The organism is Haloglomus salinum (assembly GCF_024298825.1).
Lineage (GTDB): Archaea > Halobacteriota > Halobacteria > Halobacteriales > Haloarculaceae > Haloglomus > Haloglomus salinum.
The window spans coordinates 3,550,265-3,577,032 of sequence record NZ_CP101153.1 but is presented as its reverse complement, the minus strand read 5'-3'; the positions used below and the strand labels follow the sequence as shown (position 1 = coordinate 3,577,032).

The 26,768-nt window shown below is 67.7% G+C and carries 27 protein-coding genes; 9 read left to right on the top strand and 18 right to left on the bottom strand.

Features of this window, described 5'->3' with window-relative positions:
* The first annotated feature begins 92 nt into the window (after positions 1 to 92).
* A complete protein-coding gene (gene upp, locus NL115_RS17480; RefSeq protein ID WP_254830604.1) occupies positions 93 to 767 on the top strand; it encodes a uracil phosphoribosyltransferase in 675 nt (224 codons plus the stop codon).
* 92 nt (positions 768 to 859) lie between these two features.
* Here the strand turns inward: upp and NL115_RS17475 are convergent, their stop codons facing one another.
* The 5 genes from NL115_RS17475 to NL115_RS17455 all read right to left on the bottom strand — a co-directional run bounded on the left by NL115_RS17475 (position 860) and on the right by NL115_RS17455 (position 5,274).
* Positions 860 to 1,507 carry an IMPACT family protein gene (locus tag NL115_RS17475; protein ID WP_254830603.1) on the bottom strand — a complete coding sequence of 216 codons (648 nt, stop codon included), beginning with the start codon at positions 1,505 to 1,507 and terminating at the stop codon, positions 860 to 862.
* A 106-nt stretch (positions 1,508 to 1,613) separates the two neighbouring features.
* Positions 1,614 to 2,945: an outer membrane protein assembly factor BamB family protein gene (locus tag NL115_RS17470; RefSeq protein ID WP_254830602.1), complete on the bottom strand. Its 1,332-nt coding sequence runs from the start codon at positions 2,943 to 2,945 to the stop codon at positions 1,614 to 1,616.
* A 73-nt stretch (positions 2,946 to 3,018) separates the two neighbouring features.
* Complete coding sequence (trpY, locus tag NL115_RS17465; RefSeq protein WP_254833112.1) at positions 3,019 to 3,507, bottom strand: TrpY family transcription regulator; 489 nt, start codon at positions 3,505 to 3,507, stop codon at positions 3,019 to 3,021.
* A 146-nt stretch (positions 3,508 to 3,653) separates the two neighbouring features.
* Positions 3,654 to 4,442 carry a 7-cyano-7-deazaguanine synthase QueC gene (gene queC / locus NL115_RS17460; RefSeq protein WP_286667120.1) on the bottom strand — a complete coding sequence of 263 codons (789 nt, stop codon included), beginning with the start codon at positions 4,440 to 4,442 and terminating at the stop codon, positions 3,654 to 3,656.
* A 262-nt stretch (positions 4,443 to 4,704) separates the two neighbouring features.
* Positions 4,705 to 5,274 (bottom strand): luciferase domain-containing protein, encoded by a 570-nt coding sequence (locus NL115_RS17455; RefSeq protein ID WP_254830601.1) that lies wholly within the window; start codon positions 5,272 to 5,274, stop codon positions 4,705 to 4,707.
* Between the two features lie 106 nt (positions 5,275 to 5,380).
* Here NL115_RS17455 and NL115_RS17450 point away from each other — a divergent pair, with 106 nt between their 5' ends.
* The 3 genes from NL115_RS17450 (at position 5,381) to NL115_RS17440 (ending at position 7,908) form a co-directional block, all read left to right on the top strand.
* Positions 5,381 to 5,860, top strand: a complete 480-nt coding sequence (locus NL115_RS17450) for a universal stress protein (protein ID WP_254830600.1) — start codon at positions 5,381 to 5,383, stop codon at positions 5,858 to 5,860.
* 3 nt (positions 5,861 to 5,863) lie between these two features.
* Complete coding sequence (locus NL115_RS17445) at positions 5,864 to 6,994, top strand: thiamine pyrophosphate-dependent dehydrogenase E1 component subunit alpha (RefSeq protein WP_254830599.1); 1,131 nt, start codon at positions 5,864 to 5,866, stop codon at positions 6,992 to 6,994.
* 65 nt (positions 6,995 to 7,059) lie between these two features.
* A complete protein-coding gene (locus tag NL115_RS17440) occupies positions 7,060 to 7,908 on the top strand; it encodes a ZIP family metal transporter (RefSeq protein ID WP_254830598.1) in 849 nt (282 codons plus the stop codon).
* 46 nt (positions 7,909 to 7,954) lie between these two features.
* On the opposite strand, the gene NL115_RS17435 is transcribed toward NL115_RS17440, so the two are convergent.
* On the bottom strand, positions 7,955 to 8,452 hold the full coding sequence (locus NL115_RS17435) for a hypothetical protein (protein WP_254830597.1): 498 nt from the start codon (positions 8,450 to 8,452) through the stop codon (positions 7,955 to 7,957).
* A gap of 123 nt (positions 8,453 to 8,575) precedes the next feature.
* Between NL115_RS17435 and NL115_RS17430 the strand changes: the two genes are divergently transcribed.
* From NL115_RS17430 to NL115_RS17420, 3 genes are all read left to right on the top strand, one after another.
* On the top strand, positions 8,576 to 9,775 hold the full coding sequence (locus tag NL115_RS17430) for a redox-regulated ATPase YchF (protein WP_254830596.1): 1,200 nt from the start codon (positions 8,576 to 8,578) through the stop codon (positions 9,773 to 9,775).
* 292 nt (positions 9,776 to 10,067) lie between these two features.
* A complete protein-coding gene (locus NL115_RS17425; protein WP_254830595.1) occupies positions 10,068 to 11,438 on the top strand; it encodes a vWA domain-containing protein in 1,371 nt (456 codons plus the stop codon).
* Between the two features lie 173 nt (positions 11,439 to 11,611).
* Entirely contained in the window at positions 11,612 to 13,237 is a 1,626-nt protein-coding gene (locus tag NL115_RS17420; RefSeq protein WP_254830594.1) for a cytochrome P450, read from the top strand.
* Positions 13,238 to 13,279: 42 nt separating this feature from the next.
* Here NL115_RS17420 and NL115_RS17415 read toward each other — a convergent pair whose 3' ends face one another.
* The 7 genes from NL115_RS17415 to NL115_RS17385 form a co-directional block, all read right to left on the bottom strand.
* Positions 13,280 to 13,729 carry a universal stress protein gene (locus tag NL115_RS17415; RefSeq protein ID WP_254830593.1) on the bottom strand — a complete coding sequence of 150 codons (450 nt, stop codon included), beginning with the start codon at positions 13,727 to 13,729 and terminating at the stop codon, positions 13,280 to 13,282.
* A gap of 261 nt (positions 13,730 to 13,990) precedes the next feature.
* The gene (locus NL115_RS17410; RefSeq protein WP_254830592.1) at positions 13,991 to 15,523 is read right to left on the bottom strand and encodes an NADH-quinone oxidoreductase subunit N; all 1,533 of its coding nucleotides are present in this window, start codon (positions 15,521 to 15,523) and stop codon (positions 13,991 to 13,993) included.
* Positions 15,520 to 17,094, bottom strand: coding sequence for a complex I subunit 4 family protein (locus NL115_RS17405; protein ID WP_254830591.1), 1,575 nt, complete (start codon positions 17,092 to 17,094; stop codon positions 15,520 to 15,522). The genes NL115_RS17410 and NL115_RS17405 overlap by 4 nt, the downstream gene beginning before the upstream one ends.
* Positions 17,091 to 19,163 carry an NADH-quinone oxidoreductase subunit L gene (gene nuoL / locus NL115_RS17400; protein ID WP_254830590.1) on the bottom strand — a complete coding sequence of 691 codons (2,073 nt, stop codon included), beginning with the start codon at positions 19,161 to 19,163 and terminating at the stop codon, positions 17,091 to 17,093. Before nuoL ends, NL115_RS17405 begins: the two co-directional genes overlap by 4 nt.
* Before the next feature lies 1 nt (position 19,164).
* A complete protein-coding gene (nuoK, locus tag NL115_RS17395) occupies positions 19,165 to 19,470 on the bottom strand; it encodes an NADH-quinone oxidoreductase subunit NuoK (RefSeq protein WP_254822189.1) in 306 nt (101 codons plus the stop codon).
* Complete coding sequence (locus NL115_RS17390; protein WP_254830589.1) at positions 19,470 to 19,865, bottom strand: NADH-quinone oxidoreductase subunit J; 396 nt, start codon at positions 19,863 to 19,865, stop codon at positions 19,470 to 19,472. Before NL115_RS17390 ends, nuoK begins: the two co-directional genes overlap by 1 nt.
* A complete protein-coding gene (locus NL115_RS17385; RefSeq protein ID WP_254822187.1) occupies positions 19,862 to 20,134 on the bottom strand; it encodes an NADH-quinone oxidoreductase subunit J in 273 nt (90 codons plus the stop codon). Before NL115_RS17385 ends, NL115_RS17390 begins: the two co-directional genes overlap by 4 nt.
* Before the next feature lie 233 nt (positions 20,135 to 20,367).
* Here NL115_RS17385 and NL115_RS17380 point away from each other — a divergent pair, with 233 nt between their 5' ends.
* Together NL115_RS17380 and NL115_RS17375 are read left to right on the top strand one after the other, a co-directional pair.
* Positions 20,368 to 21,039: a DNA methyltransferase gene (locus NL115_RS17380; protein WP_254830588.1), complete on the top strand. Its 672-nt coding sequence runs from the start codon at positions 20,368 to 20,370 to the stop codon at positions 21,037 to 21,039.
* Positions 21,040 to 21,238: 199 nt separating this feature from the next.
* Complete coding sequence (locus tag NL115_RS17375) at positions 21,239 to 21,979, top strand: DUF7537 family lipoprotein (RefSeq protein WP_254830587.1); 741 nt, start codon at positions 21,239 to 21,241, stop codon at positions 21,977 to 21,979.
* A 343-nt stretch (positions 21,980 to 22,322) separates the two neighbouring features.
* On the opposite strand, the gene NL115_RS17370 is transcribed toward NL115_RS17375, so the two are convergent.
* The 5 genes from NL115_RS17370 to NL115_RS17350 are packed head-to-tail and all read right to left on the bottom strand — an operon-like array spanning position 22,323 to position 26,647.
* The gene (locus tag NL115_RS17370; RefSeq protein ID WP_254830586.1) at positions 22,323 to 22,784 is read right to left on the bottom strand and encodes a NuoI/complex I 23 kDa subunit family protein; all 462 of its coding nucleotides are present in this window, start codon (positions 22,782 to 22,784) and stop codon (positions 22,323 to 22,325) included.
* 4 nt (positions 22,785 to 22,788) lie between these two features.
* Positions 22,789 to 23,841, bottom strand: coding sequence for a complex I subunit 1/NuoH family protein (locus NL115_RS17365; protein WP_254833110.1), 1,053 nt, complete (start codon positions 23,839 to 23,841; stop codon positions 22,789 to 22,791).
* Between the two features lie 17 nt (positions 23,842 to 23,858).
* Positions 23,859 to 25,547 (bottom strand): NADH-quinone oxidoreductase subunit D, encoded by a 1,689-nt coding sequence (locus tag NL115_RS17360; RefSeq protein ID WP_254830585.1) that lies wholly within the window; start codon positions 25,545 to 25,547, stop codon positions 23,859 to 23,861.
* A 4-nt stretch (positions 25,548 to 25,551) separates the two neighbouring features.
* On the bottom strand, positions 25,552 to 26,235 hold the full coding sequence (locus NL115_RS17355) for an NADH-quinone oxidoreductase subunit B (protein ID WP_254830584.1): 684 nt from the start codon (positions 26,233 to 26,235) through the stop codon (positions 25,552 to 25,554).
* 4 nt (positions 26,236 to 26,239) lie between these two features.
* The gene (locus tag NL115_RS17350) at positions 26,240 to 26,647 is read right to left on the bottom strand and encodes an NADH-quinone oxidoreductase subunit A (RefSeq protein WP_254833109.1); all 408 of its coding nucleotides are present in this window, start codon (positions 26,645 to 26,647) and stop codon (positions 26,240 to 26,242) included.
* Positions 26,648 to 26,768 lie beyond the last annotated feature (121 nt).

The window sequence follows — 26,768 nt, the reverse complement described above, 5'->3', positions numbered from 1 at the left end:
GGGCCCCGCCACGGCACCGCCCCCGGGGTCGCGAGACCCCCGGAACGGCCGGGACCCCGCATCTTAAGCCCTCGGCGCGTCCGGATTCGGATATGCCTATCGAGGACCGTGACGACGCGTACGTCATCACCCACTCGCTCGCGAAGCACACGCTGAGCGACCTCCGGTCGGCCGATACCGAGCAGGTAGCGTTCCGGAACGGGCTGGTGAAACTGGGGCGCATCTGTGGCTACGAGATCATCGACGGCATGATGGACACCGAGTACGTCTCCATCACGACCCCGCTGGCCGACACGACCGGCGAGCGCGTGAAGGGCCTCGACGACGTGGTCATCGTGAACGTCCTCCGGGCCGCGACGCCGTTCGTCGAGGGGCTGCTCAAGGCGTTCCCCCAGGCCCGCCAGGGCATCGTCAGCGCGGGGCGCGACGAGTCCGCCGGGATGGACGCGGACGGGAACTTCCCCATCTCCGTCGATTACGTCAAACTCCCCGAGCTCACCCCCGAGGACACCGTCATCGTCGCGGACCCGATGCTGGCCACGGGGTCGACCATGGCGGCCGTCCTGGAGGAGGTGACTGCCAACGCGGACCCGGAGCGACTCCTCGCCCTCTCGGCCGTCTCCGCACCCGACGGGCTCGTCCACGTCCGCGAGGCCGTCCCGTCGGCCGACCTCCTGACGGTCGCCGTCGACGAGCGACTCGACGACGACGGCTACATCGTGCCCGGGCTGGGTGACGCCGGCGACCGGGCGTTCGGAACGAAGTAAACTGAGAGGAAGACTCTCTCAGATATTCGACAAGAATCAGGATTTTAGACGGACAATGGACAGCTTTCCCGACTAATCCGCCAACTCCGGGCTCAATCCAGTTCCACCCGCCCGCTCGTCGCCGAGAGCAGGCGGTCTCGCAGGTCCTCGATTTCGCGGGCGGGAACGCGCGCGTCGAACCGGACCTCGGCCTCGTAGCTGGCCTCGAACTCGACGTCCGCCGACTCCAGCAGCCCCCGGACAGTCCCGCTGTCGTCGTAGTCGACGGTCGCGACGAGTCGCTCGTGGGGGACGGTCCACGTCACGCCCGCGTCCGTGATGGCCTCCTTCGCCGCCCGCGAGTAGGCACGGACGAGGCCACCGACACCGAGGTTCGTCCCGCCGTAGTAGCGCGTGACCACGACAGCGGCGTCCTCCACCTCGCGGCCCTGGAGCACGTTCAGGATGGGTTTGCCCGCCGACCCCGAGGGCTCGCCGTCGTCGCTGCTGTACTCGCGGAAGGGGTCGGCGTTGACGCGGTACGCCGGCACGTTGTGGGTGGCGTCGGGGAACGCCTCGCGGCTCTCCGCGACGAACGACTCGGCCTCGTCGACGGTCGCGGCGGGCGCCGCGTGGCCGATGAACTCCGAGCCGTTGACGGTGAACTCGGCGCGCCCCCGTCCCCCGAGCGTCCGGTAGGCGTCGGGGTCGTCCGGCTGCCCGTCGGTGGCGTCCGGGCCGCTCCCGTCGTGGTCGCTCACGGGCGGACCACGGCGCGGCCGTGCAAAAACGGTGCGGCCCACGGGTCGTCTCCACCCACCCACCCACCCACCGGCCTCCTTACCACCCTCCCACTCACGCTCCCGCTCAGCGCCGGAGCCCGTACACCGTTCCGTCGGCCGAGCAGACGTAGACCCGCTCGCCGAGCGCGAGGTTCGAGAGGCCGCGGTCGGCCTCGAACGTCCAGCGCTCGCTCCCGTCGGCCGCGTTCCGGGCGTAGACGCGGTTCGGGGAGTCGTTCCCGCCGCCGGTATCCCCGTAGACGGCCATCTCCGTGGCGACCGCTGGCGTCACGAGGTCGGCGTCGGCGGTCCAGGTCCACAGCCGGTCGCCGCTTTCGGTGTCGTAGGCGGCGAACCCGTCGCCGCCCGCGTACAGGACACCGCCCGCGACGGGCCCCTCGACGAGGAACGACTCGCCCTGGGTCTCCCAGCGCTCGTCGCCGCTCGCGGGGGCGACGGCCGTGACGGGCCCGCCGCCGAGGTAGAGCGCATCGGCGAGCGTCACCGACGTGGTGTAGCGGGGACGCTGCCAGGCGTGGCTCCCGTCGGAGGTGATGGCCCGCGTGTGGCCGCTGTTCGTTCCCGAGGTGGTGGCGAAGAAGGCTGTCCGGCCGTCGGCCCGGAGCGTGTCGAACTGGTACTCGACGCCCTCCTCGAAGAAGCGCCACAGCCGCTCGCCGTCCGGCCGCGCGAACGCGTCGACCGCTCGGCGACTGGCGACGAAGACGGCCTCGTCGGTGACGGCGGCGCTGTACGGGTCACCGACCTCGCCGGTCCACGTCGACGCGCCGCTCCCGGCGTCGAGCGACCAGAGCGTCTCGCCACTGCTCATCGGCTGGTCGTCGCGACTCGCCACGAAGACGCGCTCGCCTTCGGCGGCCAGCAGTTCCAGCGGCCCCCACGGCGAGGCGTCCGCGCTGCCCGGGAACGTCCACTGTTCGGTCCCGCCCGCGTCGAACGCACGCACGAGGTGGTCGTCGCCCAGGGTCTGCTTCCCCGCGCGTGCCACCACGAGGCCGGCATCCGGCGCCACGACCACGTCCCGGACGGGCTTGCCGAGGTCGGCCTGCCACAGGTCCTTCCCCGTCGCCGGGTCGAGCGCGTACAGGGTACCGGCTTCGGTCGGGACGAACAGCCAGCGGTCGCGGGCCGGGCCGGAGCCGTCGACGTACCGAAGCGTCGCGCCCGTGTGAACCGGATCGCCCACGGCGCCATCGACGGAGGCTGTCCACGAGACGGGGCCGGTCGGCGTCGTGTCGTCTGTCGGTGGGGTGTCGGTCGGGGTGGGCGTTCCGTCGTCGGTCGGCGGCGTGTCACCGGGGGAGGCGGGCGTGCTCGACCCACCATCCGAGAAACAGCCGGCGAGGCTGGTCGTGAGGCCGGCGCCGAGGCCGGCCAGGAGGGCTCGTCGTCGCATACGCGGGACTGGTGGGACGGACGGCATAAGCCTCCTAGAGGCTCAAAGAACCGTTTGAGGCTCCGGCGTGCTGTTACTCCAGTTCGATGCGATGGACGAACTCGAGGTCGCGGACCTCGTTGATGACCGCGCCCGGGAGGTCACCCTCGGTGATGACATACAGAACGGGGTCGTTGGTGAACTCCGGGTCCTCGGAGATGGTCTGCCGGATGGAGATGTCGTGGTCCGCGAGGATGCCCGTGACGGCGGCGACGATGCCCGACGCCTCCGGGTCCGAGACGGACACCGTGAGCACCGTCAGATCCAGGACGGGCGCGAGGTCCATCAGCGACGGGATGGCCGTGATGTTGCGGAAGATGGGCTCGAGTTCGGGGTCGTCGAGGATGGCGTCGGTGGTGGCGTCGACGACGCGCCGGTCGACGCCGATCTCGCGTGCGATGCCGGTGTTCGGAATCTCGATACCGCCCGAGACGACACGGCCGTCCTCGTTGACCGAGAAGCCACGCGCCAGGAGGAGTCTGACGACGGCTTGCTGGCTGGGACTGTCCTCGAACTTCTCCATGATGGAGGCGAACGTGTCACCCACGTCGCTCACCCTCCGACGTGGCGGGGTCGGCAGTCATGCTCGGTCGCGCGCCCGACACGACCAAAAAGGTTGCCGAGGCAGCGACCCCGACGAGAACGTGACGGTGTGCTCCGGGCACCACATCAGGTGTAGTCGGGACGCTCCGCGTAGTCGATGGGGTCGCGAACGCCGAGGCGCTGGAACGCCTGCAACCGGAACGCACAGGCGTCGCAGGTACCACACGCCGGTTCCTCGGAGCGGTAGCACGACCACGTCTGCTCGTAGGGGACCGCGAGTTCGAGGCCGCGCTCGGCGATGTCGGTCTTCGACCACTCGACGAACGGGGCCTCGATGGTGATGTCGGTCCCGGGTTTCGTCCCCACGTCGACGACCTGCTCGAACGCCTCGAAGAACTCCGGACGGCAGTCCGGATAGCCGGAGAAGTCCTCGGCGTGCGCACCGATGAACACCGCCGTACAGCCGTTCGCTTCGGCGTACGAGACCGCCATCGACAGCAGGTTCGCGTTGCGGAACGGGACGTACGAGGTCGGTACCTCGTCGCTGTCCAGGTCCGCGTCCGCGACCTCGAGCTCCTCGTCGGTGAGCGAGGACGCGCCGATGCGCGCGAGATGCTCGGTCTCGACGTGGAGGAACTCCGCGCCGACGGTGTCGGCCAGCTCACGGGCACACGCGAACTCCCGGTCCTCGGTGCGCTGGCCGTAGGAGGTGTGCAGGAAGAACGGCTCGTACCCCCGGTCCATCGCCTCGTAGACCGCCGTCGCCGAGTCCATCCCGCCGGAGACGAGGATGACCGCACGGTTCTCGGGAGTGCCGTCCTCGTACGGGCGGTCCGTGGCCTGGTCCGCACCGGAGGGGGTGTCTGCACTCTCGGTTCTGCCGTCGTCGGTCGGGGTGTTCTCGGAGTCGCTCATGGGGTCTCTGGTGGGAGCCGTCCCGGGCCATTCGGCCCTCACACGCGGACGACGACTCCGGGGTATCGGAACGTCGTCGTCAGGGTACTTGAGTCTGCCCGGTCGGAAGTATGGAGAGCGTACAGGATTCGAGTGTAATAGACATATTATACCAATTATGACAGTGATAGTTTTCGAATAATTAAAACAACCATGATATGGCGATTGACGTGCCACTCGGGACCCAAAACTGGTGCCGCGACTCGGGCGTACCCGGAGACCGTCAGGCTCGCGAGTCGAGTGCCGACAGGAACACCTCGGTGACTGATTCATCCAGCGACAGCGCCCGTACCTCCCGTTCGGTGGACGCACGGTCGAGGCTCGCACCCGTCGGGTCGAAGTTGGCGACGTGCCAGCACCACGAGAGCCAGAGCAGGTCGCGGATACGGTCACGGTCCGCGGGCGTCTCGAGGAACGTCGTCGCCCAGCCCGAGTCGGGAAGCACGTGGTGGCGAGCCGCGATGCCGGACGTGACGACTGCCTCCCCCACGGGCCGGACGAAGGGGATGTCGGTCAGTCCCCAGTCGTGGACGTGGCCGATCTCCCGGCCCCCGACGAGGAACTCCGTGCCGCCGTACCGATGTGGGGCCGTCTCGACGGCCGGCCAGTCAGCCACCTCTGCCACGAGGTCGGCCTTCAGGTCGCCGATGCGGCGCTGGAAGGCGAGTCGCCACGGCGAGGCCTCCGTCAGCAGGAGCCGGGCCCCGCCGACGACCCGCCTGAGGTTGAATCGGAACGGATTCGCTGGTGACGGCGAACGCCTGCCGGTGGCCCGGTCGATGTCGTGGGGCACGGTCGGTCGTTCCGGACGTGTTCCCCTAACAGTTCGGGCTCGACCGCCGGGCTGGAGTTCCGCTCTCGGACAAGGAGTTATACTGGCGCCGGGAGTGGACAGCCACATGGTTCTGCTAGTCCCGTACGACGGGTCGTCGCTCGCGACGGCAGCCCTGGCCCGGGCGGAGGAGTTCTCGCTGTTCGCCGACGAGGAGGTCGTCGTGCTGTCGGTGCTCCCGGACGACGAGGAGTTCGCCCGGACCCGCGGCTGGGTCGGGGCGGACGAACCGTACGACCCGGAGGCGGTGGCAGCGGACCTCCGGGCACGGGCGCGCGAGGTCGCTCCGGACGCGCGCTTCCGCGTGGAGCGGCTCGAGTCCGACGAGTCGAACCTGCTCGCGAACGTCACGACCGATATCACGCGCCGGATCCGCGAGGTGGCCGCCGAGGAGGACGTCAGCGTCCTCTTCATCGGGTCCGAGAACGCCGGCCGCGTCTCGCGGCCGCTGACCAGCGTCGGCTCCTCCGTCTCCGGAGACCCACGCTACGATGTCCACATCGTCCGGCATCCGCGGGATAACGACCCCTCGCGGGGGGAGGTCTGACCGATGGACCGCGACCGCGTCGACGCGCTGCTGGACCGCGACGTGACCGACACGGTGCAGGTGCTCGACGAGGACGGCGAGGTCGTCGCACCGGACCTGCTGCCCGCGATCAGCGACGACGAACTGCTCGGCCTCTACCGGGACATGCGGCTGGTCCGGCACTTCGACGAACGGATGGTGAGCCTCCAGCGCCAGGGGCGCGTCGGGACGTTCGCCCCGGCGGCTGGCCAGGAGGCCACGCAGGTCGGGTCCACGCACGCGCTCCGGGATTCGGACACCATCTCCTACCAGTACCGCGAGCACGGCGCCGTCGCCTCCCGCGGATTCACGCCGGGCTACGTCCGCTACTGGATGGGCCACGAAGCCGGGAACGCCGCGCTGGCCGACGTGAACGTCTTCCCGCTCAACATCTCCATCGCGGGCCACATCCCGCACGCGACGGGCTACGCGTGGGCCGCCCAGCTCTCGGGGAGTGACGAGGTCGTCGCCTGCCACTTCGGCGACGGCGCGACCTCGGAGGGGGACTTCCACGAGGGCGTCAACTTCGCCGGCGTGTTCGACGCGCCCGCGCTCTTCTTCTGTCACAACAACGGCTGGGCCATCTCCACGCCCGCGAGCGAGCAGACGGCCAGCGACACCTACGCCGGCAAGGCCAGCGCGTACGGCATCGACGGCGTCCGCGTGGACGGGATGGACCCGCTCGCGGTGTACGCCGTGACCGAGGCCGCCGCGACCGCCGCCCGAGGGCCGGGACGCGAGGAGTGGCGCCCGCGCCCGACGCTGGTCGAGACCATCTGCTACCGCTACGGCGCGCACACGACGGCCGACGACCCGGACGCCTACCGTGACGAGAGCGAGGTCGAGCAGTGGCGCGAGAAGGACCCTATCGACCGGATGGCGTCCTACCTCCGGCGGACGGGGCGACTCGACGACGAGCGCGACGACGCCATCGAGTCGGAGGTGGCGGAGACGGTCGCCGACGCCATCGACGCGGCCGAGGAGGGCGCCGGCGACCCGATGGACCTGTTCCGGGACGCGTACGCCGAACCGACGCCACGGGTCGACGAGAGCCGGGAGTACCTCGAAGCGCTCATCGACCGGCACGGCGCGGACGCGCTGCTGCGCGAGGAGTAGTCGCGGGACCCCCTCGGGGTCGACCCACCGGCACGTTCAGTACGGTACCGGGTGAGGGCCGGTGTATGGCTACGCCGACGGACACGTTCGTCTCGCTGGTCGGCACCGACCCACTGGTCCAGGGGCTCGTCGGCGGTATCGTCATCGCCGCGCTCAACACGCTCGGCGCGGCCGCCATCCTCGTCGTCCGTGACCCCTCCGAGCGGACGCTCGACGGGCTGATGGGCTTTGCGGCGGGCGTGATGCTCTCGGCCTCGTTCACCAGCCTCCTGCTGCCGGGCATCGACTTCGCGGAACAGCCGGCCTACCAGGCCACCATCGCGGGCGTCACGCTGGGCGGTGTGGTCCCCGTCCTCGTCGGCTTCGTCCTCGGGGTGCTCCTGCTCGACCGCGGCGAGGAGTTCGCACCCGAAATCGGCGAGGTCATCACTGGCCGGGCCGGGCGTGACGTGGACGTCGACCAGGCCCGGGTCAGCGCCGTCGTGCTGTTCATCTTCGCTATCACCCTCCACAACATGCCCGAGGGCCTCGCGGTGGGCGTGGGCTTCGGCTCGGGGAACGTGGGTGACGGCATCGCGCTGATGCTCGCAATCGGCATCCAGAACATCCCGGAGGGGCTCGCGGTCTCTATCTCGGCCCGTGACGCCGGCCTCGGCTCGTCGTTCTACGCGGTCGTCGCGGGCGTCCGGGCGGGCGTCGTCGAGATTCCGCTGGCCGTCTTCGGCGCCATCGCTGTCTCGGTCGCCGCGCCACTGCTCCCGTACGCGATGGGCTTTGCCGCTGGCGGGATGCTGTTCGTCATCAGCCACGAGATCGTCCCGAGTACCCACGCCCGCGGCAACGAACACGTCGCGACGATGGGGCTGATGGCGGGCCTCGCCGTGATGCTCACCCTGGACGTGGTGCTGGCCTGACCCCCATCAGCGTCGACTCACCCGCCACGGACCGCTCGGAAGGTCGCTAGCTAAACAGGTTGCGGAGCCGGGACAGGAACCCTCCGGACGACTGGTCGTCCACCGTATCCGTCTCCTCGGGAGCCGCCGTCGTGGCTGCCGGTTCCGCCGTCGGCGCGGCCGACCCCCCGGTTTCCGTTGCTGCTTCCCCCACCGCGTTCGTGTCCGCTTGCGCTACGCCTCCCGTCTCCGCTTCTGCCGCCGTGTCGGGAGCGCGACCGGCCATCGTGCAGTACGGGCAGCCGTTGTCGTCATCGGCGTAATGTGCCAGCCCACAGTTCGAGCAGACGGTCCGTGGTCGCGAGGGAGGCGTCGGTCCGGCGACCGACCCGGCCGGAGAAGTCTCCACCGACGCCGACGCCCCGGCTGTCGACTCCATGGCCGCCGACTCATCGGCCGCTGGCTCGTCATCACCAGCCAGCGCACCACAGTACGGACAGTCGCTGTTGCGGTCCGTGTAGTACGGGAGCTGGCAGTTCGGACAGGGTTCTCTCGCGGCGCTCATAGCGGCGTGCTAGCAGTACACGCATATATAACCGGAAGACCGTTCACGGCCGCGTCACGCCGTGACAACCCATGGGACCGGCGAGTGGAAACCGCTATCCGGGCCGACGGCTGCCATCCGGTAATGAGCTATCGCATCGGTCTGGTCGGCAAGCCCTCGGTGGGCAAGTCGACGTTCTTCAACGCGGCGACGATGAACGACGTGCCGGAGGGCGCCTACCCGTTCACGACCATCGACCCGAGCCTCGGCGAGGCGTACGTCGGTGTGGACTGTGCGGCCCCGGAGTTCGACGAGGACTGTCAGCCGAGCACCGGGTTCTGCCGTGAGGGCCGTCGCTACGTCCCCGTCAAGCTCGTCGACGTGGCCGGGCTCGTGCCCGACGCTCACGAGGGGAAGGGGATGGGTAACCAGTTCCTGACCGACCTCAACGAGACGGACGTGCTGGTCCACGTCGTCGACTTCTCGGGGACCACGGACGCCGAGGGCGAACCGACGGAGGGCCACGACCCCCGCGACGACATCGACTTCCTCGAACGGGAGCTCGACATGTGGTATCTCGGCGTCCTCGAGAAGGGTATCGAGAAGGTCGAAAGCGCCTACGACCGACCCACCCCGGACGACGAGGTGAAGCCGGACCGCATCCTCGCCGAGCAACTGAGCGCGTTCGGCATCACCGACGACGGCGTCAAGCGCGTCGTCCGGTCGCTCGACCTCGCTCTCGAACCGACCGAGTGGGACGAGTCCGAGCGCGAGGCTGTCGCCCGCGAGACCCGCAAGCGGACGAAGCCGATGGTCATCGCGGCGAACAAGATGGATACCCCGGAGGCACGCGAGAACTACGCGGCCATCGCGGCCGACCCCGAGTACGACCATCTCACCATCGTTCCGACGAGCGCCCACGCGGAGAAAGCGCTGAAGAAGGCCGACGAGGCCGGTGCCCTCGAATACCGTCCCGGCGACGGGGCGTTCGATATCGTCGGGGATGTCTCCGACGACCAGCGTGCCGGCCTCGAATCGATCCGCGAGTTCGTCACCGAGTACGGCGGCACGGGGGTCCAGACCGCGCTCGAACGCGCGCTGTTCGACGAGCTCGGGCTGAAAGCCGTCTTCCCCGGCTCCGCGAGCGGCGACTGGTCGAAGGGGCCCTTCCGCGACTGCTTTCTCATGCCCGGGGACGCCACCGCCGAGGAGTTCGCCTACCATCTCCACTCCGATATCGGCGACGGCTTCCTCCACGGTATCGACTGCCGCTCGGACATGCAGGTCGGCGGCGACACGGACCTCGACCACCGGGCGGTGCTCGAGGTCGTGACGACGAACTGAGAGGGAGGTCTCGGCCGCGCGCGCAGCGAATCGAACCCCCGTTCGACCCGTGCGAGTGTGACAATAGCATCCGGCAACATCGGCCGTTCCGTGCTCGGTCTGTCCCCACACGGTGGCAGTATGGACTCCATACCGCTTACATAAGCGTTCTAGAACCGTTCACGGAGACACGACGGTAGTACGTGCTTAATACCTCAAGCCACCGATACTGCGGTACACTTCCGAGCGAGGAGGGCACTCGTTCCTCGGCCATCCTGGCCAGGCGCCCACCGGACCGGAGGAGTGACCCACAATGACAACCAACCAACCGACAGAGACGTCGCAGCTGTATCCCTTCTCACGCCGTGACGTGATGCGAACGGCCGCCATCCTCGGCGGTGCAGCGGCAGTCGGTGGCGTCGGGACGACCCTGTTCCCCACCGTACGCGCGGCAGAACACACCGTCATCGAGACCTGTGGCGGTGATGTCGACATCGTCGTGGCGCTCGACTACTCCGGCTCGATCCGCAGTGCCGGCACCTGGCCGGACATCGAGAGCGGTGTCGACAGCTTCCTCGGCGTCGTGCCCGAGGACGTCCAGCTCGGACTGGTCACCTTCGGTGACGCCCCGAGCGCGTTCGAGTACGGCACGAACAACCTGCTCGACTTCGCGACCGCGGGCAACGTGACCGCGATCCAGGGCGGTATCCCGGCGACCACCCCGCCCGGAGAGAACGCGACGCACATGCCCGGTGCCCTGGCCTTCGCCGACGCCATCCTCGAGCAGGAGGGCCGCGACGGCAAGGAGATCATCGTCCTCATCACCGACGGTGGTCCGAACTACCAGAACGGCATCGTCGGTGACGGTGCGACACCCCCCGCGGACGACACGGCGTTCCCCTACGGCGACTTCGAGTTCACCGGCGGAACCACCGGTGGCGAGAACGGTATCGCCGGAGAGCCGGGCGAGGAGACCGAGACCACGGCCACCGCGGACGACATCAAGAACGCGGGCCGACGCATCATCGCGGTCGGCATCGGGCAGAACGTCGCCGGGTTCGACGACTATCTCCGCGACGATATCGCCAGCAGCCCCGACGACTTCGTCGCGGTCACGGACGCCTCCAACCTGGGTAGCGAGCTCGAGACACTCATCAGCGAGGTCTGCGAGCCCGAGTGCGTCGAGTGCACCCTCGACGAGTCGGTCAAGTACGAGTACGTGGTCGAGTACGACGACGAGGGCACCGTGACCTTCGACGGCTTCGTCCTCGATGGCGACTACGACGGCGGCATCAGCTACGTCAGCGACGTGGACAAGGACGGGTCGATGTACGACCCCATGTCCGCGACGTTCGACCTGGGTGGTCTCTGTGACGCCTGGGCGGTCGTGAAGGCGGGCCAGGAGTTCGCGGTCACACAGGTGACTGCCGACGACGACGATGGCAGCGTGACGGTCGGCTACGTCGACCCCTACGCGATCAGCTTCGTCGCGTTCTTCTGCACCGAGGCGGACGCACAGGCCTTCGCCGAGAGCTTCCCCTCCCGGGGTCGCGGTGGTGGGCGCCCATCCGACGACAGCGCGACCAGCACGGTGACCGGTGACTCCGGCGGACGCGGTCAGGGCCACGCTCACGGGCGCGGCAAGGCGACCGGAAAGGGCAACGGACTCGCACGCGGCCGCTGATACGGCCGCTGCCGGCGGACCGACCCTGACCGGCCGCCGTTCTCCTTCGTTTTCCGACAGCTACCGTTCACCGATGGCGCTCACTCGAACCAGGCACCTCCACCCAACGTTCGTGTGCCGCGTCCACAATGGCCACGACACTCATTACCTTGCGGTAACAATTGCGACAGGTAATGGGCATCAGGGATATCGACCCCTCGGAGCTTCCGGGCGGCCCCTCGCTGGCTCGGGCCGTGGAGCTGGTTCCCCGGCTTATCAGCGACGACCCGCTGACCGTCGGGCTGTACCTCCGGGAGCAGTACGGACACACCGTCCGCATCCCGCCGATCCACCCATCACTCGACAAGGAGGTGTATCTGGTCTCGCACCCCGACGACCTCCAGTACATCCTCCAGTCGAACCCCTCGGAGTTCGGCGGGCTGGATGTCCCCGGTTCGCGGGACTTCAGCCGGGTCGTCCGCAACAGCATCGTCAGCCTCCACGAGGACAGCGAGGAGGGCTCCTGGACCCGACGGATGCGGCTTGTGGGCCCGGAGTTCAACGAGAACGCCGTCATTCCGAAGGCACCGGAGATGGTTGAGACGACACTCGCCACGCTGGCCGAGTTCGAGGGGGACGACGGCGGGGCGACGGCTGCCGCGCCGGAGACGGTGCCCGACGCCGTTCAGGTCATGGCTCCCGGCCACGACGGCGTCCGGCTGCTCCCGGCGATGCAGCGGCTCACCCTCCGGCTGCTCGGGGTGAGCCTGTTCGGACCCGACATCCGCGCCCAGGAGACAGACATCATCGAGTCGGTCGACGGCCTCCGGGACCTGTTCAAACAGCGGCAGACCCGGCTGGTGGCCAGCTACGTCGGCCGCCGACTCCCCGACGAACTCCATCTCCCCGGCTGGCTGCAGGACGGGCTCGGCGCGGACCCGTACGTGGAGCTGGGAAGTCGACAGGAGCAGCAGATCGAGGCGTACGTCGACCAGCTGGTCGGGGCCGCGACGGCCATCGTCGAGCGCCGACTCCGGACGCCGCGTGCCTACGACGACGCACTCGGGGCCTGGCTGTGCCGCCAGGACCCGGTCGACGGGGAGTCGCTGGACCCGGAGACGCTCCGCCAGGAGGTGCTGGGACTGCTCATCGCCGGCCACGCCACCGTCACCGCCGGGATGACGTGGGCACTCTACCTGCTTGCCGCCCGCCCCGAGGTACAAGAGCGCATCCGGGTGGAGGCCCGGGAGACGGAACTGCTGGCTCCCCATGGTGAGGCAGCCTGTCAGGTCGCGCTGGGCGAGACACCGGCGACCGAGGACGGCGAGACGTTCATCGCGTCGCTGCCGTACACCCGACGCGTCTGGCAGGAGACGCTCCGCCTCTACCCCTCGCTCCCCGTGTTCGGCCGGACCGCGAAGACCGGGACGAGCGTCGGCGGCGAGGATATCGACGCCGGGACGCACGTGCTCATCAGCCCGTACGTCACCCACCGCAGCCCGGAGTTCTGGGACGACCCTGACACGTTCGACCCGTCACGGTTCGAGGCCGGGCAGGTGGCCGACCGCCACGAACTCGCCTACCTCCCGTTCTCGAAGGGTCGCCACTCATGCCTCGGCGAGAACATCGCCACCACGGAGGCCACGGCCGCCCTCGCGGCCATCTGTTCGACCTACCGGGTCGAGTTCGCTCGCCCTCACGGCACCGACCCCGACGAGTTCGACCCCCACGAGCCACCCGAGGTCGGGCTGGATTCGGCCATCAACCTGCAGCCCGACCGCGATATCCACGTCCGGTTCAGCCCTGTGAACCCTGTCTGAGGGGCAGTGTCGGGTGTAGGCCCACCCAGGGCCGATGACGACTCACTCGCTGACTTCGGTCTTCACGACAGTCGCCGGCCGGGTCGCCAACCGGAGGACTCGGTCGGTCACGCTCCCGAGGAGCGACCGGTACTCGTCCGGCCGCCGCTTCGTGCCGAGGACGATCAGGTCCGCGTCGGTGTCGTCGGCATGCTCGACTATCGTCTCGGCGGGTCGGCCGTGTTGCATCGCCTCGACGACGTCGACCCCGGCAGCATCCGCCTCACCTCGGATCGCCGTGAGGGTCTCCTCGCCGAGTTCCTCGAGCCCGTGTTCGGGTCCCTCGGCCTCGTCGACGTACTCGTCGCCGCTGTACGCGGTTACGATGTCCTCGTCGACGACGTAGAGCACGTGGAGGACCGCATCGTGGGCCGCAGCGAGGTCGATGGCGTGCGATTCGGCCTCGTCGGAGGCGCTCGTCCCGTCGGTCGAAAGCAGAATCCGGTCGTACATCCACTCAGGTCTCCGACGGCCTGTTTTATAAATCCGAATCCAGGTTGCCGCACTCCGGGAAGCACCGACCGTGCGACCGGCACCCACCTACGCGGAACGAGCGAGCGGTCCGCCGGGGGTCTCCACCACTGGGGAGGCTACGAGTCGCTCCGGTGGGTCGTCACTGGCCCGTGGCCGGCGGGCCGCTGGTCACGGACCGGGGGCTCGGAGACGAGGGGTGGGTATCGAGAACCGCGTCAGGAAGTGGAGTTCGGGCCGGCCTCAGGGCCCGAGCTGCAGCACGGCGCTCGCCGCGTCGAAGGCGACGCCGGAGAAGACGCCGATGGCCGGGAGCAGCAGGACCGTCACGACGGCCGCGATGACGACGGCCGCGTACAGCCCCGTCGGGTAGCCACGCGCGTCCATCCCCTCGAGGTTGCCGTTGGGCTCCTCGATCCACATCGCCTTGACGACGCGGGAGTAGTAGAACAGGCTCAGCGCGCTGTTGACAGCCGCGACGAGCGCGAGCCACCAGACGCCCGCGCCGACCGCGCCGGCGAGCAGGTAGTACTTCGAGAGGAAGCCCCCGCCGATAGGGAGCCCCGCCAGCGAGAACATGAAGACGGTCATGGCGACACAGGCGACCGGTGCCTTCGTCGCGAGGCCGTTGTAGTCCTCGAAGGTGCGGCCGACGCCCCAGTACTCGACCATGGCCACGAACAGGAACGCACCCGTGTTCATGAAGCCGTAGACGAGCAGGTGGATCATCCCGGCGCCGAGAACGATCTCGCCGTTGCCGGCACCCGTGAGTGCCGCGAGGCCGATGAGCACGTAGCCGGCATGCCCGACCGAACTGTAGGCGAGCATCCGCTTGACGTTCTCCTGGGTGGCGGCGGCGAAGTTCCCCAGCGTCATCGTCACGACCGCGAGCACCTGGAACAGGAGCACCCAGTCGATGGCCGGCGCGACCGCCTCGATGGGGAACGCGACGATGAAGACGCGGAAGAGGACCACGAAACCGGCCGCCTTCGAGGCCGAGGAGAGGAACGCGCTGACGGGTGCAGGTGCGCCCTCGTAGGCCTCCGGCGCCCAGAAGTGGAACGGGACGGAAGCGGTCTTGAACGCGAAGCCGCCGGCGACCATCAGCACGCCGACGCCGAGGACGCCGCCCAGCCCCGAGAGCGCACCGGCGCTCTGCAGGGCCGCCGCGATCTCCTCCAGCAGCAGGCTGCCGGTGACGCCGTAGACCAGCGAGACGCCGTAGGCGAACACCGCCGAGGAGAGCGCCCCGACGAGGAAGTACTTCATCCCCGCCTCGACGCTGCCCTTGTCGTTCTTGAGGAACGCCACGAGCGCGTACGAGGGGAGCGAGAGCAGCTCCAGCGAGACGAAGATCGTGGCCAGCGAGTTCGCCGCGGCCATCAGCGTCATCCCGGTCGTCGCCAGCATCACGAGGATGTAGTACTCCGCCTGGTACTGCCGACCCTCGAGATAGTCGAGGCTCGCGAGACAGACCAGGGTGGCGACGCTGGTGGCGATGAACATGAAGAACAGCGCCATGGAGTCGACGACGAGCTGGCCGCCGTACAGCGAGACCCCGTCGCCGGCCCCGATGCCGAGCAGCAGGAACGCTCCGGAGACGATCATCGCCGAGACGCTGCCGACGGTGGCCGTGCCCGCGAGGAGGCCGCTGTTCGAGTCGTCCGGGTCGATGCTGTCGAGTACGAACAGGAGCAGCGCGAACACGGCCAGCACCAGGGCCGGCGTGAGCGCCGCCCAGGTCGGTTCGATGGCTGTGGATTGTAGGGGCATCATGGGGAACCACCTCCGAGTTCGATGGCGGCCTCAGCCGTCGCGCCGTCGACGAGCGGGCCGACCGCGTCCGTGATCATCCGGAAGAACAGGTCGTTCGGGAACGTCCCGAGCGCGATGATGACCACGATGAGTACGATGAGCGGCACGACGTCGTGTCGAGCCGCCTTCGTGATCTCGTAGTCGCCGTCGAACTCGAACGGGCCGAACAGCGAGCGCTGCATCGCCCACAGCAGGTAGCCGGCGACGATGACGATACCGAACATCGCCAGTCCGGTCATCACGGCCATGCCGTTGCCGGCGATGACGGTGGACTGGAAGGAGCCGACGAAGATGAAGAACTCCGCGGCGAAGCCGGCCATCAGCGGCAGGCCGGCGTAGGCGAACGCGCCGGCGACGAACGCGCCGACGGTGACGGGCATCTTCTCGGCCAGTCCCGCCATGTCGCCGATCTCGCGCGTGTGCGAGATGTTGTAGATGACGCCGACGCAGGCGAACATCAGGCCCGAGATGAGCCCGTGGCTCACCATCTGGAACGTCGCGCCGCCCATCCCGTAGCTCGTGTAGGCGACGAGCCCCAGGATGACGTATCCCATCGAGGAGACCGACGAGTACGCGACGACGCGCTTCAGGTCGGACTGGGCCAGCGCGAGCAGCGCGCCGTAGATGACGCTGATAACCGCGATGGCCGCGATGGGCACGGCGAGGTTCCGCGCGACCTCCGGCAGCATCGTGAAGTTGAACCGCAGCAGCGCGTACGTCCCCATCTTCAGGAGGACGCCCGCCAGCAGCACGGAGATGGGCGTCGGAGCCTCGACGTGGGCGTCCGGCAGCCACGTGTGGAACGGGACGATGGGCACCTTGACGCCGAACCCGATGAACATCGCGACGAACGCGAGCAGGGCCAGCTGCTCCGGCCCGATGAGGCCACCGGCGAGCGAGCCGAGTTCACCCGCCCGCAACGCCTGCGCGATCTCGGGGAGTGCCAGCGAGTTGATGCTGTCGCCCAGGCCGAACACCAGCCCGAAGAACCCGATGAACAGGACGAGGCTGGCGATGTTCGTGTAGACGAAGAACTTGATGGCGGCGTACTTGCGCCGGGCGCCGCCCCAGATGCCGACGAGGAAGTACATCGGGATGAGGACGGCCTCCCAGAAGACGAACCAGACGAAGAAGTCCAGCGCGCCGAAGACGCCGATGAGACTGGCCTCCAGGAACAGGACCAGCCCGTAGAACTGGTTCTGTCGTTCGGCGATGGGCGTCCACGCCGACATGATGGCCAGCGAGGTCAGCAGCGTCGACAGGACCACCAGCGGCATGCTGATGCCGTCCAGCCCCATGTACCACGAGAGGTCGTAGGGGCCGAGCGTTATCCAGGTGAACTGCTCCTCGAACGCCAGCGAGCCACCCAGCAGCGCGTTGCCGCTCCCGTCGAAGTTGAGGTACATCAGCGCCGAGAGCGCCAGTGGCAGGAGTGACCAGCCGAACGCGAGTTTCCCGGCGTACTCGTCGGGCGCGAAGAAGACGACGACTGCGCCCAGCAGGCAGAGCCCGATGAGGGCCTCGATCATCATGCGAAGACACCCCCGAACCAACCGCCAGCGATGCCAAAGGCGACCAGCAGCACCACGAGACCGAGCGTGATGAGCGCCGCGTAGTTGGAGACGATGCCCGTCTGGATACGGCGCAGGAAGTGCCCGGAGACGAGACTCACGTCGGAGACGCGGTTGACGAGGCCGTCGACGACCCCGTCGTCGAACCGCTTGGCGTTCTTCGCGACGGTCCCCTCGGTGAGGTCCTGCGCGAGCCAGACTTGGTACTCGTCCTGGTAGTAGTTGTTGTAGAGCAAGGTCTTGAGTGAACCGAGCTTCTCGGTGTGTTCCTCGGGCTCGGGACCGCGGTAGAGCGCGAGCGCGACGCCCGCACCGGCCAGCGCCAGGCCCAGCGAGAGGGCTGCCGAGACGAGGATGGAGACGAGCTCACCGCCCGCGAACGTGGCGTTGGCGGTGTACCCCGCGACGTCGTGCAGCAGCGTCGCGTAGTGCTCGCCGTTGAGTCCCTCCGGCCCGTGGTAGAGCCAGTCGTGGAGGAACTCCGGCACGCTGTCCACGACCTTGTGGACCGGCACGAGGTTGATGACGCCGATGACCGCGGCGAGGACCCCCAGAATCGCCAGGGGCACCTTCACGTTCCAGCGAACCGGCTCGGGGTCCTCGGCGAGGTCGGTCCGCGGCTCGCCGTGGAACGTCAGCAGGACCATGCGGAACGTGTAGAAGCCCGTGAAGAACACGGCCAGCAGGCCCATGGCGTACGCGCCCAGCAGGAGCGGGCTCCCGCCGAGGCCGTGGACCAGCGTCTCGTACAGTACCTCGTCCTTCGACCAGAAGCCGGAGAACGGGACGATGCCCGCCAGTGCCAGGCTGCCCGAGAGGAACGCGTAGTAGGTCACGGGCATCTTCTCTTTGAGGCCGCCCATGTCCCACATGTCCTCGTTGTGGTGCATCGCGATGATGACCGAACCGGCACCGAGGAACAGGAGCGCCTTGAAGAACGCGTGTGTGGTCAGGTGGAAGACCCCGGCCACGTAGCCACCGCCACCCAGCCCGAGCATGATGTAGCCGTACTGGGAGATGGTGGAGTAGGCAAGCACCTGCTTGATCTCGTCCTTGACGACGCCCATCGAGGCGGCGAACAGCGCGGTGAAGCCGCCGACGAAGGCGATGATGGCGAGGACGGTCGGAAGCAGGGCGTAGAACCCGTACATCCGGGCGACGAGGTAGACACCGGCCGCGACCATCGTCGCCGCGTGGATGAGCGCCGAGACGGGGGTCGGACCCTCCATCGCGTCCGGCAGCCACGTGTGGAACGGGAACTGGGCGGACTTGCCCATCACGCCGCCCAGCACGAGCAGCCCGAGGACGCCGAACCACGCCTGCGGTGAGAGGCCGAAGAACGTGTTGACCGTCGCGTTACCGGCGATGGCGGCCTCGGCGAGGCCGGGGAACGACTCCTCGACGCCCGGGCCGCCGAACATCCCCGTACCGAAGGTGGCGAAGATGCCGACGACGCCGATGAGGAAGAAGTAGTCACCGAAGCGGGTGACCAGGAACGCCTTCTTCGCCGCGCTCGGCGGGCCCGAGCGGCGGAACCAGAAGCCGATGAGCAGGTACGAACAGAGGCCCACCAGCTCGAAGAACATGAACGCCATCAGGATGTTGTCCGAGAAGACGAAGGCGAGCATGCTCGCCGTGAACAGGCCCAGCTCGGCGTAGTAGCGGGGCAGGCCGGTCTCGTTCTCGTCGTTCATGTAGCCCAGCGAGAAGATGTGGACCAGGAACGCGATGGTCGAGACGATGACCAGCATCAGCGTCGAGAGCTGGTCGAGCAGGATGCCGAACGTCAGCTCGAACGGCACGCCCTCTCCGCCCACCCACGTGTACAGTTCCATGTGGTAGGCGTGCCCGCTCGCGACCTGCGCGAGCATGACCAGCGACAGCAGCAGCGACCCGGCGGTCGCCGCGATTCCGGCGAACGCCCCCTTCTTCGGCATCCGGTCACCGAAGAACAGGGCGACCAGGAACGATACGAACGGCAGCACCGCGATGGCCGGCGCGAACGTGAATATTCCTCCTTCTGCAGCCATGTTACCACCTCAGTGTCGTCGCTTTCGTCACGTCCACGTCCGAGAAGTTGCGATACAGGACGAGGATGATGCCGATGCCGACCGCCACCTCGGCGGCCGCCAGCGCCATCGTGAACAGGCTGAACACCTGCCCGGTCAGGTTCCCGTGGTAGAACGAGAACGCGACGAGGTTGATATTCGCAGCGTTCAGCATCAGCTCGACGCTCATCAGGAACATCAGCGCGTTCCGCCGCGTCAGGATGCCGAACAGGCCGATACAGAACACCGCGGCCGAGAGGACCAGGTAGTACTGGACCGGGACCGCCATCACCGGTCACCCCCGTCCTCGTCGCCCGTGCGCTCCGTGCCGCCGTCGGACTGTCGGTCCGACGAGGCTCGCCCTCCGGGCTCACCGCCATCCGTCCGGAGCGGGAGCGAACCCCCCTCTCGACGGGCGAGCATGACGGCAGCAGCCAGCGCCGCCACCAGCACGAGGTCGATGATCTCGAACGTCACGAGGAATCCCTCGGAGGGGAAGGCCCCCGCGTCGAGGTTGAACATCGCGTAGCCGATGGCGGCGGTGATGGAGCCGTCGCCGGGGAAGCCGGCAGCCCCCCCGAACTCCGCCGTGAGGAACACGGCGGACAGGACGGCGAACAGGACGAGCGACAGCAGGCCGACGACCTGCCGACTGTTTCGCTCCAGTCGTGGGCGACTGGTCATTGGCCGACCACCTCCGTGTCGGCCCCTTGCTCGCGGACCAGCATCACGGCGAACGTGATGAGGACGAGTACCCCACCAACGTACACCAGGATCTGCATCGCCGCGAGGAACTCGGCGCGCAGCATGACGAAGTGGACCGCAACGCTGACGAGCGCCACCCCGAGGAGGAGCGCCGCGTGCCAGATGTCGCGGACCAACACGACGCCCAGCGCGCTCCCCACGGTCACGAGGGCGAACAGCGCGAACGCCAGTGTCTCTGCTAGTGCCATTGTCGTTCCCTTATCCAGAACGGCTTTGAAACTTGCCATCCGCGGGCGCGTGCGTATGTTCTCTCGGAAGTGCCGTATCACCGCCCCAGGTGCGAGAAATCGCCGCCTCGGCCCGGGCCAGGCGTGGCTCCCGCCTCGGCTCCGTCGGCGACCTGTGATGACCAGAGGTGACCAGAAGTGACCTGACTCGGGAGCCGTGGGAATCATGTCGACGGGCCGACCATCGGCCACCCGTGCGAACGACCCTCCACCTCTCCCACGACCATCCGACGCCCCTCCCCGAGTGGGTCGAGGGCGGCGACGTCCGGATGCCGCCCGCACTCGTCCGGCGGCTGGTCAGCGAGTACACCGAGCACGGTGACCGGCTCCTCGACCCCTTCGCCGGCTTCGGAACCACGCTGACGGTCGCGGAGTCACTCGACCGCAAGGCCTGGGGTATCGAGTACGACGCCGACCGCGCCGCCTACGCCTGCGACCGCCTCCGACATCCGGACCGACTCCACCACGGGACGGCCACGGATATCCCCGACGACGTCCCGACACTCGACTGCGTGCTCACCTCGCCACCGTTCATGCACGAGTCCGATGCCCGCGACCCACTCCAGAACCACGACGGCGAGAGCGACTACGAGACGTATCTCGACGACCTCGCGGCCGTGTTCGGGAGCCTCGGGTCACGCTTCCACAGAGACGGGACACTGCTGGTCGAAGCGGCGAACCTGGAACACGACGGTCGGACGACGACGTTCGCCTGGGACCTCGCGGACGCGATTCGGGAGCTCCCGCGCTTCCGGTTCACCGGCGAACACGTCGTCGCCTGGGACGGTGAAACGGGGGCTGATGGCGTCTACGGCTACGGCTACGACCACAGCTACGTGCTGGTCTTCGAGTCCGATATCGCGTGAATCGGGGCACCCCTGGCGAACCGAAGTGGGTGAGTGTTCGGTCGCTGGGCGATGTCGGTCGACAGCTCTGTCCGGACGGCAGCTGGTCGCGCTGCGTGGTCGGTTCGTCACCTCGGGCCTACGGTTCCTGCCAGCCCGATTAAATCGGCCGACATACACGGCAGAAACGGCTTGCCGTGGTCATCTGTCCGCCGAAGCGATGCGAACGACGGCCGTTCTCGTCTGCTGTCTGGTCGTACTGTCGGGATGCAGCGGGCTGACAGGTGGCGGGGAGTACCCACCGGGAACGAACGAGACGCACGTGAACGAGACCGCGCTGGTGATCGGACACCAGTCCGCGCTGGACAACCGGAGCTACACGGTCGTCTCTCGGGTGAACGTGAGCCTGGAGCGGACCCCGGAGAACGTGACGCTACCCCCACGCCAGGGCCGGACGGAGGTCCGTATCGGTACTGGTGGAACCCCGTACCACTCCATCGAGACGCGGGGGAACCGAACCTCGGAGCTCTTCATCGCCAACGGCACGGTCTACCGTCGCGTCGAGACGCCCCACGATGTGGCCTACCGTGTGCTCCGACCCGGCGCCCGCGGGCCGGTGAACGAGACGCTCGGCGCCCCGAACGGGCTAGAACTGTTGGTCGCCCCACCGGACCCGAACTACACCTTCGTCCGACGCGAGGGTGGACTCCTCGGGGAACGCCTGTACGTCTTCCGGGCCGAGAGCACCGGGTTCCCTGGTGAGACCGGCGACGGCTCGGAGACAAACTTCACCGCGACGCTCCGGGTGACCGGCGACGGGGCCATCCGCTCCTACGAGGATTCCATCGCCCTCGGCGAGGGGTCGATGAACCGGACGTTCCGGGTGACGGACATCGGGTCGACAGCGGTGCCCGAACCGGAGTGGCTGGAGGCGGCACGGGCGAACGCGACCGCGCGGTGAGTCAGTTGCAGTCGCCCGAGACGACTGCACTGTCAGTGATATGAAATTTTGACCGATACGTCCATCAGAAACCCATAATATTCCACCTTTATTGATTTATTTTAATAATAGGTGGTTTCTGACCCATCCTGCATACCGCGCCGCAGGCGCGGTTTCACCGGCCGGAGCGCAGCGAGGGCCGGCGTTTTTTCTGAACGTTTTTTGCGGCGAGCGGTGACCGCAGACGGCCGTTCGGGAGAGCGAAGCTCTCCCGCAGCCAATCAGAAATCTTCGATTTCTGAGGACGGCGAAGCCGGCCGGCAAGGCCACCCGAGCCGTCAAAAAAGCTCGCGGTGAAGAAGCTCTACTGGTAGTCGATCTCGCCGTCGCCCTCGCCGATCCACGCGCCGCGGTCCGGTTCGCGCGAGGCGAGCGGGTCGATGTCCTTGTACCAGGGAACGTTCTTCAGTTCCTCCATCGAGTAGGCGAGGTCGTCCTTGGTATCGCCCGTGAACTCGAAGTTCTGGGTGAGCAGGATGGCGTCAACGGGGCAGACCTCCTCGCAGAGCCGGCAGTAGATGCACTGGCCGATGTGGAGGTTGTACTGCTCGCCGTTGCGCTGCTCGTCAGTGACGATCTGGATGGTGTCGTTCGGACAGACGTTCTCGCACTGGCGGCACCAGATGCACCGCTCCTGGGAGAACTTGTGGACGCCGCGGAAGCGCGGCGACACTTCGGGTGTTTCTTCTGGGTACGCGACGGTGAACGTCTCGCCGTCGAGCGCGTGCTTCATCGTCGTGGCCATGGATTTGAGGACGCCTATCATTGTCTTAGACGGTGATTCCCACGATAACGGCCGTGAGGACGAGGTTGGCGAACGACAGCACGAGCATCCCCTTCCAGCCGATCTCGATGAGCTGGTCGATGCGAACCCGGGGGACCGCCGAGCGAGTCCACTGGGTGAACAGGTAGACCGCGACCATCTTGATGATGAACCAGACCACGCCCGGGAGAACCGGACCGGCCGGGCCGCCGAGGAAGATGGTCGCGATGATGGCGCCGCCAAGGAAGATGTGGATGAACTCCGAGAGGTAGCAGAGCACGAAGTAGACCGAGGAGTACTCCGTCTGCCACCCGGCGACGATTTCCGTGGGTGCCTCCGGGATGTCGAAGGGGTTGCGACCCACTTCTGCCAGGTTCGCGGCCATGAACAGGACGAACGCGAACGGGTTGACGAAGGCGTACCACGAGGGGATGTCGATGCCTGCGACCGAGACGAGCGTCGCGGTCTGTGCCTCGACGATGCCGCTCATCTGGAGCGTGCCGGCGAAGATGACCACCGACGCCGCCGTGATGATGAGCGGAATCTCGTAGGCGAGGTTCTGTGCGACCGCGCGCAGGCCCCCGAGCAGGGAGTACTTGTTGTTCGAGGAGTAGCCGGCCATCACCAGCCCGACGCTGGCGATGGAGGCGACCGCGAAGACGTAGGCCAGGCCGACCTCGGGGTCGGCGATCTGGAGGCCGTTCCCCATCGGGATGACCGCGAAGCCCAGCAGCGCCGAGCCGGCCATGACGATGGGTGCGATGTCCCACGCCGGGCGGTCGACGCCCTCCGGAACGACGAGTTCCTTCGACAGGAGCCGGACGGCGTCGGCCACGATGATGAGCAGGCCGTACGGGCCGTGCCGGTTGACTGCGATTCGGTCCGTGAATGCGGCGGTGATCTTCCGCTTGCCCCAGATACCGGACACCGCGACGAGCCCTAGCAGGGCCGCCGCGATGACCGACGAGGCGATGAGCGCCGCGACGAACTCGAACGCCGGGCCGTCCGGGAGCCCGAGCAGGTTCTTGAGCAGCGTCGGCAGTGGCGTACCGCCCTGCAGTGCGACCGTCGGGAGGCTCACCGGTCCACCTCCCCGAGGACGATGTCCAGCGAGCCCAGCGACGCGATGAGGTCGGGGATGTACTCACCCTCGCTCATCTCGGGCAGGGTCTGCAGGTTCGAGAAGCACGGCGACCGGATCTTGAACCGTGCCGGGGTGCTGGTTCCGTCCGAGCGGATGTAGATGCCGAGTTCACCTTTCGCGCCCTCGACCGAGCGGTAGATCTCCGTGTCCGGCTCGGGCTTGAGGGTGCGCGGCACGTTCGACTGGATGGTGCGCTCCTCCTCGGGCCAGTCCTCGAGCAGGTCGACGCACTGCTGGATGATCTTCGCGGACTCCTCGACCTCCTGCATCCGGACGAGAACGCGCGCGTAGTTGTCGCAGCCGTCCTCGGTCACGACGTCCCAGTCCAGCTCGTCGTAGTAGCCGTACGGGTCGTCGCGCCGGAGGTCGTAGTCGATGCCGGAGCCACGGGCGACCGGCCCGGTTGCGCCGTACTGCTTGGCGACCTCGGGCTCGAGGACGCCGGTGTCGACACACCGCATCTGGAAGATCTCGTTCGACGTGATGAGGTTGTGGTACTCCTCCAGGCGCTCCGGGAGGTCGTCCAGCAGGTCCCGGGTCTTCTCGAAGAACTCCTCGCGGGGCTCGGGCAGGTCCCACGCGACGCCACCCAGCCGGAGGTAGTTGAACATGAGCCGCTGGCCGGTCAGGTCCTCCAGCAGGTTCTGCATGTTCTCGCGGTCCTGCATCGCGTACATGAAGATGGCCGTGAAGTCGCCGTAGACGTCCAGCGCGAACGTCGCGACCGCGAGCATGTGGCTCGCGATGCGACACATCTCCGCGGACATGGTCCGGATGACCTGTGCGTACTCTGGCACGTCGATGTCCGCGAGGTCCTCGGCCGTGCGGGCGTACGCCCACTCGTTGAGGATACCGGCCGAGATGTAGTCCCAGCGGTCGGGGTACGGCATTATCTGGTGCCGGTAGTTCCCCTGCTGGCAGAGCTGCTCCTCGCACCGGTGGAGGTAGCCGATGTCGGATTCGACGTCGGCGACCGTCTCGCCGTCCAGCGTCGTCTTCAGGTGCAGGACGCCGTGGGTGGCGGGGTGGTGGGGGCCGATGTTGAGGAACATCGTGTCCGAGTTCTCCCCGCCCCGGTGGTCGTCCTGCAGCGGGTTCGCGTGCTCGCGGAGACTGACGACCTGGGGCTGCTCCTGGTTGTAGTCCTTGCGCAGCGGGTGGCCCTGCCACGTCTCCGGCAGGAGGATACGGCGCATGTCCGGGTGGTCGTCGTACTCGATGCCGACGAGGTCGTAGGCCTCGCGCTCGTGCCAATCGGCGGTCCGGTACGCCGCGTTGCCGGACTGGCTGACCGGGTCGTCACGCGAGGTGGGCACGACGACGCCGACCTCCTGGGTCGGGTCGTCGTACTTCCGGAGGTGGTAGATGGACTCGTAGCGGTCCTCGTACTCCTGTGCGGTGACGCAGGAACAGTGGTCGAAGCCGGCCTCGTCGCGGAGCGTGATGAGCGCTTCCGCCACGTCGTCCGGCCGGACGACGAACGCCTCGGCGTTGATGTGGGACTCGCGGCCGATGGCCAGGTCGCCCAGCAGCGCTTCGAGCGCGTCGTAGTCGAGGCCGGCGGCGGTCTCGCCGACCGGTTCCGCCTCGGCCTCGGGTTTGGTAGGGTCTTCCAGGCTCATGGTATCAGGGCGAGTCCGCCCAGTTGTACCGCATGACGAGGTCCTCCTCGTCGATCTGGTCGGCGAGGTGCTGTACGAGTTCGTCGCCCTCGAGGTCGCCGAACTGCTCCAGTTCGTACGGCTTGACGGTGACGGGGGCGCTCTCGCCGTTGGCGATGCGCTCCTGCAGTTTGGCGACGCCGTAGACCAGCGCCTCGGGCCGCGGCGGGCAGCCGGGGACGTGGATGTCCACCGGGATGACCTCTTCCGCGCCCTTGATGACGTTGTAGCCCTCCTGGAAGGGGCCGCCGGAGATGGTACAGGAGCCCATCCCGACGACGAACTTCGGCTCGGGCATCTGGTCGTAGACGCGCTTCATCCGCGGGGCGAACTTCGAGACGATGGTCCCTGGAACGATGATGACGTCCGCCTGTCGTGGGGACGCCCGGGGCACGCCGGCCCCGAAGCGGTCGAGGTCGTGCTTGACCGCGTAGGTGTGCATCATCTCGATGCTGCAGCAGGCGATGCCGAACTGCAGCATGAACATCGAGGAGCCCCGGACCCAGTTCATGAACTTGTCGAACTTTGTGAGGATGAACGGGGTGGAGCCGAACGCCTCGCGGAGCTTCGAGTTGAAGCGGGAGTCGACGCCGTCGCCCATGCGGGCTTCCTGCGTCGACTCTGTCGGTGTGGTGTTGTCGGAACTCATTGGTTTAGTCAGCCGATTGTCCGGTTTCGCCGCGTGGGCTCGCGACCCAGCGGACGGCGCCGTTGCGCCACGCCCAGGCGAGTCCGATAACCAGGACACCGATGAATATCAGCATCGGCAGCAGCGCGCTCGCCAGACCGAACTGGCTCACGGCGTCCCGGTAGATGACCGTCCACGGGAAGATGAGGACGGTCTCGATGTCGAAGATGACGAACAACAGCGCGACCATGTAGTACTGGATGTTGAAGCGGATGCGCGTGTTGCCCGTCGGAATCTCGCCGGACTCGTAGACGGCTCGTTTTCCCTGCTCGGGCACGCTCGGGCGGAGGAGTGCGGAGACGGCGATCATCGTCAGGGGAATCGCCACCCCCACGACCGCTAGCGCCCCGATAGCGATCCATGGATTGCTCACGACTATCACTGGCGGCTAAGGAACCCCCGTACATAAGAGTTGATAACGCCGTCGTCGGCGGAATCACGCCCCTCAACCGTGGAATCAGTGGTCCCGTGGGACCGCCGGTGCAGTGCCCGGA